The following is a 7,001-nucleotide window of genomic DNA, read 5'->3' on the forward strand; positions in this document are numbered from 1 at the left end:
GTGAAGKTCTCTTTTGAGACTACCGCTGAATAATAGTTTGCCCATCCTCTTATGATTGGGTTTAGTCTACTAATCAGGGCTGCCTGGGGCGCATTTTTATGTTGTTTAATTACACCCTTAATCACTTCAGTGTGGGCAACTGCTTTTTGGCTGGGTTTTATGAGAGTTTTATGTCCGATTAATCGGCTCTTATGTCCCCCTGTTTTTCCAGTTTTGTATTTTCCTACTGGGTATTGCCTAATATTGAATCCTAAGAAATCAAATCCGGGTTTTTCTGCTTTGCCATTATACTCAATAGATTTGAGTGTGTGGCAGACTCGAGTTTTTTCAGTTTTAATCTCTAATCCAACAGGCTTTAGCCATTCATAAATAGCAGTTTTGCACTGTTCAATGATTCCTAAGTCTTTGGATATGACTACAAAATCATCGGCATATCGTATGACCGTGGCAAATGGTTTGTTGTTGGTATTWTKKGGATACATTTTTCCTATTAACCTACCCATCCCCAACAGTGCGATGTTGGCGAGTATTGGACTTATTACCCCTCCCTGGGGTGTCCCTGTTTCTGTATCCTCGAATACACCGTTGTCTAGCACTCCCGCTTTGAGCCATTGTTTCAGGTCTCTTTTTAGGCTGCTTGGACAATGAATTTTGGACAGTAGGTAATCATGGTTCACGGTAAGAGCATTTTGTTATATCAGCATCAAGAACATAATATTGTCCCTTATTTATGGCAATATAAATTCTGCTGATTGCGTCATGGGCTGACCGTCCTGGACGGAACCCGTAGCTTGTGCCTTCAAATCTCGATTCCCATTCAGGTTCGAGAGCCGACTTAACCAAGGCTTGCCTTGCTCTATCTTGGATTGTGGGTATTCCTATTCCAGCTTTTTTCATCCCTACCAGGTTTTGGAATCCAAACCCGTCGCAGTGGTTTTGCTTTGAGGTTTCCCTTAATGTTCTTGACCAGTTCAAACCTTTGTCTTGGAGAGATTGCTCTTACTCCATCAACTCCGGCTGTTTTCTTGCCTTGACCCGCTTGGGGGGGCGGGTTTATTAAGCTGACTGTTGGGAAGCATGGCTGACCGTGGAACCCGCCCCTACAGCCGCACTGCTAAGAGCCGGGCATAGTATGATTTCACCAATAGACGTTGCAACCTTTTAGCTTTTGCATTTTGTCCCGATTTAGCCGCTTGAAATATACTCTTTTGGAGCTTGAAAATTTTCCGTTGAACCTTAGTCCATGGGATTGCCTTCCATGCGTTGTTCGTAGTCTTGATTAGTTTTGGTTTCCCAAACCCTTTCTTTAAACTCGCTATCGCCATTTGTACTCCTACTAGGCTCTATTTCTTACATTCAAACCGTGACCCGTTAGCATATCCCTTCCATTACAGTTGGGCGTTGGCTTCTGGTCACATCTCACGTCCTCTAGGACTTGCGGTTACACTTATCCCTACTGATATCTCGACCAGATAATCAGAGTCCAGGAGGATTTAAAACGTTCCGTTTATATGGGCATTCCATCTTTAGATTTGTCTTTTCCACCGGGGTACTTTAAAGGTCTGTGTAGGTAGTGCAATAATACTCCTACTCTTCCCCTTGCTCTTTTGATCGCAGCGTGTCAACCTATTTCGCTACTTAATATTGACGATGGTTCAAGCCGGACATTCGGTTTCCCTAATCATGGATGGTTGGCAGTGGTCGCTTTCTGGTAGTAGGTTCTACTTCACGCCTTCCGTTCCCCGCTTCAATCCTGGGGTTATGATTCCCAAGACTGGGGGTGGCTATCGCCGTTACCCTGACTCCCTAAGTTCTACTTATCTATTTTTAGTCTTCTTATAAGGAATTTGTATAGTTTAGTTCGTTTTGACCTTGGGTTCCCTGCCTTGTTTGGTATATTTCTATATCAAACGTTGGGACATATAAACAGTTATGGGGATGGTCAGGAGTGTGTTCCTTATATTCAACCAAGGGGTTGAAGTCTCCACCAGGCGGTTATTTCAGGTATTTCAACCCTATTTCATGCCTGAACGTCTCGCACTATTGTCTGATATTATAGCATTAGTCAAGGTGGTTAGGACGCAGCTTGGAGAACGGAATCCATGGCATCATCGAGAGAATCAAACTGCTCACGTGCAATGGCGAATGCGGGCTTTCAACCACGACCAATATTTCTCTATCTTGTTGAGGTCTGGCGAATAAGGTGGTAGATAGAGCAAACGGCATTGAGCCGCCTCCACTAGCTCAGGAATCCGNTCCCCCTTTATGAAACGTTGCATTGTCTAGCACTAGAGTCTGACCTGGCTTCAGTGTTGGAATTAAGATGAACTCCAACCACAACTCAAACACTGTCCGATTACAACAACCCTCAAAGCGATCGGGGGCTAAGAGTTGTTGATGACACCATGCGGCTATATAGCTCACCCTGCCCTGCCTCTTCCCGGATTTGAGGGCATCGAAGCGTTGTCCTTCCTCGCAGTAACCATAAGGGTAATCCGAGTCTTGACTATTCATGCCAGCTTCATCGAGGTAAACCAACCCTTCCGACTCCATATGTTCAATCTGAGCAATAAACTCCTCTCGCTGTTGCTCATCACCTTCTTGGTAGCCGTAAGTTTTTTTTCTGGTGAAGCCAATTTTCTTCAAGGCTCTGGATATGGTGCGAGGAGAGATGTCGTCATCCCAAAGTTGAGCCATTTGAGCGGAGGTTTTGTSGCCATGCTCTTGGGCAAAAGCCTTGAATTTTTGCCAGTCGGTAATTTTGTGGTTATTGCCAGGTCGGTGATTAGGTTTAGGGAGGAAGTCTCCGGTCTGTGCTTTTCTTTGCAGTCAGAGATTGATAGTGTTCCTGCTGACATGGAAAACTTGACTGGCTTCGGTTTTGGGTATACCGTCTAGTTCAATTGCATTAATAACTTTTTGTCTAAGGTTGTAACTGTAGGGGGCTGGCCTTTTGGGTCTTATGTAGATATCCTTGCCATTATACGTCCTAACTGTTCTGTCTTGTGCTATAATTATTAATTATTCATTATTCATTATAGGGGCGCGCCTCGGCCGTCAATTCTCAATTCCCCACCCAGGTTGTGGTAAACCCGCCCCACCGTTTCCCCTGAGAAACCCGGTTTCTTGACCACGATATGGGGGTGGTGCCGTGGTGCGTCAGATGAACCAAATTGGCCGTTGACCCGATAGGTTATCCCTCTGACGCACCCTACGAGGGTGATAATTATTAATTATTAATTGTAGGGGCGCGCCTCGGCCGTCAATTCTCAATTCCCCACCCAGGTTGTGGTAAACCCGCCCCACCGTTTCCCCTGAGAAAACCGGTTTCTTTGAGAAACCGGGTTTCTTGACCACGATATGGGTGGTGCGTCAGATGAACCAAATTGGCCGTTGACCCGATAGGTTATCCCTCTGACGCACCCTATGGACTAGAATGATGATTCGGTTATTATCTGTATTTGGTAGTCTGAACCACCCCGGTATATGAAAAAAGCGCTAATTTGTGGAATATCTGGACAAGATGGGGCTTATTTAGCCTCACTGCTGTTAGATAAAGGCTATGCCGTATATGGTACTTCCCGCGATGCTCAGATGTCCTCATTTCGGAACTTGAAAAGGTTGGGAATTTATGACCGAGTGAAATTATCTTCCATGTCTCTCACCGACTTTCGTAGTGTTCTTCAAGTTTTGACCCAGGTTGAACCACAGGAAGTCTATAACTTGGCGGGTCAGAGTTCCGTTGGTCTATCCTTTGACCAACCTGTGGAAACCCTCGATAGTATCGCCGGGGGAACTCTCAACCTCTTAGAAGCGATCCGATTTACTGGCGCACCTATTAAACTCTATAATGCTGGGTCTAGTGAGTGTTTTGGTGATACCTACGGCGAACCCGCTGATGAAAATACCCCCTTTCGTCCTCGCAGTCCCTACGCAGTCGCTAAGTCCGCCGCCTTTTGGGAAGTCGCTAACTATCGGGAAGCCTATGGTTTATTTGCTTGTTCTGGAATACTATTTAACCATGAGTCGCCCCTGAGACCCCCCCGGTTTGTGACTCAGAAAATTATTCATGGAGCCTGTGCGATCGCCTCTGGAAATCAGGATAAACTATATTTGGGTAGAATCTCCGTGCAGCGAGATTGGGGTTGGGCTCCTGAGTATGTCGAGGCTATGTATTTGATGCTTCAGCAGTCACAAGCCGATGATTATGCGATCGCTACCGGGGAAACTTACTCTCTCCAGGATTTTGTCAAAACCGCTTTTGATTGTGTCGGTCTAAACTGGGAAGATTTTGTCGAAACTGACCAAAGCCTCTACCGTCCCACAGATATCGCTGTCGGTCGCGCCTCCCCCGCCAAGGCTAAACATCAGTTAGGATGGGAGGCTAAGTTTAAAATGCCTGATATAGTCAGAATGATGGTCCAAGCACAACAGGAGCGATCGCCATAATACCATATTATAGATATGATATGATACAACAGTCTGTGCTGACACCTCTGATTTTTGATTAACTATTTACTAATGGCTAAAAACAAAGAAGTTCACATTCTGGAAGTTGTCTTAGTCCCTAAAGAGGACTGTGAGTCCCTGCTGGGTTTTATGATTGATAGACCCCAAGCCGAAGCTAAACTTAACTCTTCCCAAGTCGAGTTTTCCGGTTGGGTATTGGGTAAAACTTCCCCCGCTATTGCTGTGGAAGTCCTACAGGGGGAAAAGATTGTTAAAACTATTTCCGTCAGTGATTCTCGTCCTGATGTCGCCAGGGTTTACCCAGACGCACCAACCGCCAGTATTAGTGGCTTTAAAGAAAGCATTGATTTGGGGGAATTTTCGGGAGAAAATGAACTCACTGTACAGGCCATTTTGCGGGATGATAGTATTATTACTATCGGACAGGTGCGATTCCAAACTCCTGAATCGGCTCAAGTTTCCGAATCCGCCACTGTCGTATCATCTGAAAGGCTCGAACGTGCTAAGGCTGATTTAGAGCGATCGCGTCAATTTTTGGAACAGGTAAAAACCGACTTAGCCAAATACGAAGTTAACCCATAACCACAGCTATATCGTCATTCCCCCTCTGGGAAACCCCTAGGAACCCTCCCCGTTTGTTGATTAACGCCACCCACATCAACCTATTTTGTGAGTCAAGCGCCGCCAAACCTACCACCTCCGTTTCCCGGAATGGTCCGTGTTGGGTTCCACCTCCTTTCACCCCCCCAACCCAGGGGAATTAGAATTGTATGTGGTCGCCATATTTAGCCCGCAAACCCTCCCAGGCTTCCACCTGTCCCGGTTCATATTCTCCCGGTTTTCCCCATTGTAAAAAAGCACTTAAAACCGGTTGATTTTCAGCATCTAAAAACCGAATCGCATAGGTAGTAAAATTCCCACGCTTCGCTTCTCCTGTCTCGAATTTCACCGCTTTAATTTGGTCAATATTTAGGTGAAATTCAAACAAATCACTGTGCATATTAGCATACATTCCTTTAGGAAGTTCTGCATAAAATAGCTTTTGAATTTTCCCCTTAACTTCCAGAACCGCAGCACTACTGGTCACAATTAACCGCAAAGTTCCCAAACTTTCGCAAGACTCTAACAACTCTTTTAAATCAGCCATAGTTATTTTCAGCTATTACCTATCCAGCAATAGTAATTTATTTTTCATGTCGTTCATAGGCGGCGACAATCCGCTGAACCAGAGGATTCCGCACCACATCCGCCTGAGAAAACTCGCAAAAAGCAATCCCTTCAATATTTTGCAGAATCTTGAGGGCAACTGTCAACCCCGAAGATTGATTTATGGGTAGATCGGTCTGGGTAATATCACCCGTTACCACCATGCGCGATCGCGACCCCAAACGAGTCAGCACCATTTTCATCTGTCCAGGAGTCGTATTTTGCGCCTCATCAAGGATMACAAAAGAATTATTGAGAGTACGTCCTCGCATATAAGCAATAGGTGCAACTTCAATAACTCCCCTTTCCATCAAATTAGCCGCTTTTTCTGGGTCTACCAACTCATAAATCGCATCATAAAGAGGTCGCAAATAAGGATTAACCTTTTGCTGCAAATCTCCCGGAAGGAAGCCTAGACGCTCCCCCGCCTCCACCGCTGGACGGGTAAGGATTAACCTTTCGTATTGGTCAGAAAGTAACGCCTGAAGCGCGATAATTGCTGCTAGATAAGTTTTACCAGTTCCCGCTGGTCCAATGCAAAAAGTCAAATCATGGGTACGGATAGCTTGAATATATTGGCGCTGACGGAAAGTTTTAGCGCGTATATCCTGACCTCGGCGAGTTCTCGCTAAAACATCCTGCTGAAGTTCCCGCAGATTAGCTTCTTGGTGGGTATTAATAGCATGACGAGCCGTCAGAATATCGGGGTCTGTGATAGTTTTACCATTTTCCCAAAAAGGTTTGAGGGATTCTATCAAAACTCGGCACAATTCCACCTGTTTAGTCGTACCACTAATCAGCAAATCTTGACCCCGCAAAACTATCTGAGTTCCAGTTTGTTTAGACAGAGTTTTTAGATTATCCTCTTGATAACCCCCCAAGGCGATCGCACTTTCGATAGTAGGTAACTGAATCGTCAATCGCTCAGTCATTCAAAGTATCACCAAACATTATCTATACACCAGACCAATACAGGACAATCAATCGGGAAAGCGACAGACAGGCGAGCCTCACGTCGCTTTCCTTAGCAACAGAAAACTATCCGTCTCGATGAATTGGTCCCCTAGGGGCGGATGGACGAGTAGGGCGGCTGGTACGTTTCGGAGACGGACGGTTTCCTGAAACCCTGGGAGGGCGACCTGGGGTAGGACTGTCTTCGTAAATATCTAAATACACCGATTCTCCAGCCACTCTAGCGATCGCAGATAGAACATTACGAATCGCTTGGATATTATGTCCCGAACGACCATAGACACGGCCCTTATCTTCCGCCTCAAAAGCCAATCTCACCCAAATTTTGCGGTGAGCTGGCGATCGCTCACAAT

The 7,001-nt window shown here is 45.7% G+C and carries 9 protein-coding genes and 2 pseudogenes; 3 read left to right on the forward strand and 8 right to left on the reverse strand.

The genetic code is table 11. The features are described from left to right. From B9T16_RS23665 to B9T16_RS23680, 4 genes and pseudogenes are all read right to left on the reverse strand, one after another. The coding region (locus B9T16_RS23665) for a reverse transcriptase domain-containing protein (protein ID WP_410245917.1) at positions 1-677 on the reverse strand (677 nt) is incomplete at its 3' end. Then, positions 667-897 carry a reverse transcriptase domain-containing protein gene (locus B9T16_RS23670; RefSeq protein ID WP_410245918.1) on the reverse strand — a complete coding sequence of 77 codons (231 nt, stop codon included), beginning with the start codon at positions 895-897 and terminating at the stop codon, positions 667-669. The genes B9T16_RS23670 and B9T16_RS23665, both read right to left, overlap by 11 nt. Next, positions 857-1,079, reverse strand: a pseudogene (locus B9T16_RS23675) (HNH endonuclease). The gene B9T16_RS23670 and the pseudogene B9T16_RS23675 overlap by 41 nt, the downstream one beginning before the upstream one ends. Before the next feature lie 21 nt (positions 1,080-1,100). Continuing rightward, positions 1,101-1,325 carry a reverse transcriptase N-terminal domain-containing protein gene (locus B9T16_RS23680; RefSeq protein WP_014275985.1) on the reverse strand — a complete coding sequence of 75 codons (225 nt, stop codon included), beginning with the start codon at positions 1,323-1,325 and terminating at the stop codon, positions 1,101-1,103. 325 nt (positions 1,326-1,650) lie between these two features. Between B9T16_RS23680 and B9T16_RS23685 the strand changes: the two genes are divergently transcribed. Further along, positions 1,651-1,842: a hypothetical protein gene (locus B9T16_RS23685; RefSeq protein ID WP_410245919.1), complete on the forward strand. Its 192-nt coding sequence runs from the start codon at positions 1,651-1,653 to the stop codon at positions 1,840-1,842. A gap of 232 nt (positions 1,843-2,074) precedes the next feature. Here B9T16_RS23685 and B9T16_RS23690 read toward each other — a convergent pair. Then, positions 2,075-2,964: pseudogene (locus tag B9T16_RS23690) on the reverse strand (IS630 family transposase). A gap of 522 nt (positions 2,965-3,486) precedes the next feature. Between B9T16_RS23690 and B9T16_RS23695 the strand changes: the two are divergent. Together B9T16_RS23695 and B9T16_RS23700 are read left to right on the forward strand one after the other, a co-directional pair. Further along, positions 3,487-4,449: a GDP-mannose 4,6-dehydratase gene (locus tag B9T16_RS23695; protein ID WP_006616562.1), complete on the forward strand. Its 963-nt coding sequence runs from the start codon at positions 3,487-3,489 to the stop codon at positions 4,447-4,449. A gap of 72 nt (positions 4,450-4,521) precedes the next feature. Beyond that, entirely contained in the window at positions 4,522-5,052 is a 531-nt protein-coding gene (locus B9T16_RS23700) for a sulfotransferase (RefSeq protein ID WP_410245920.1), read from the forward strand. Positions 5,053-5,230: 178 nt separating this feature from the next. Here B9T16_RS23700 and B9T16_RS23705 read toward each other — a convergent pair whose 3' ends face one another. From B9T16_RS23705 to B9T16_RS23715, 3 genes are all read right to left on the reverse strand, one after another. Next, complete coding sequence (locus B9T16_RS23705) at positions 5,231-5,617, reverse strand: ChuX/HutX family heme-like substrate-binding protein (RefSeq protein ID WP_410245921.1); 387 nt, start codon at positions 5,615-5,617, stop codon at positions 5,231-5,233. A gap of 37 nt (positions 5,618-5,654) precedes the next feature. Continuing rightward, positions 5,655-6,608, reverse strand: coding sequence for a PhoH family protein (locus tag B9T16_RS23710; RefSeq protein ID WP_006616559.1), 954 nt, complete (start codon positions 6,606-6,608; stop codon positions 5,655-5,657). A gap of 106 nt (positions 6,609-6,714) precedes the next feature. Beyond that, a partial coding sequence (locus B9T16_RS23715) for a KH domain-containing protein (RefSeq protein ID WP_410245922.1) occupies positions 6,715-7,001 on the reverse strand: 287 nt, incomplete at its 5' end.

The sequence above is a fragment of the Arthrospira sp. PCC 8006 genome (genome assembly GCF_046480465.1).
Taxonomy (GTDB): domain Bacteria; phylum Cyanobacteriota; class Cyanobacteriia; order Cyanobacteriales; family Microcoleaceae; genus Limnospira; species Limnospira platensis.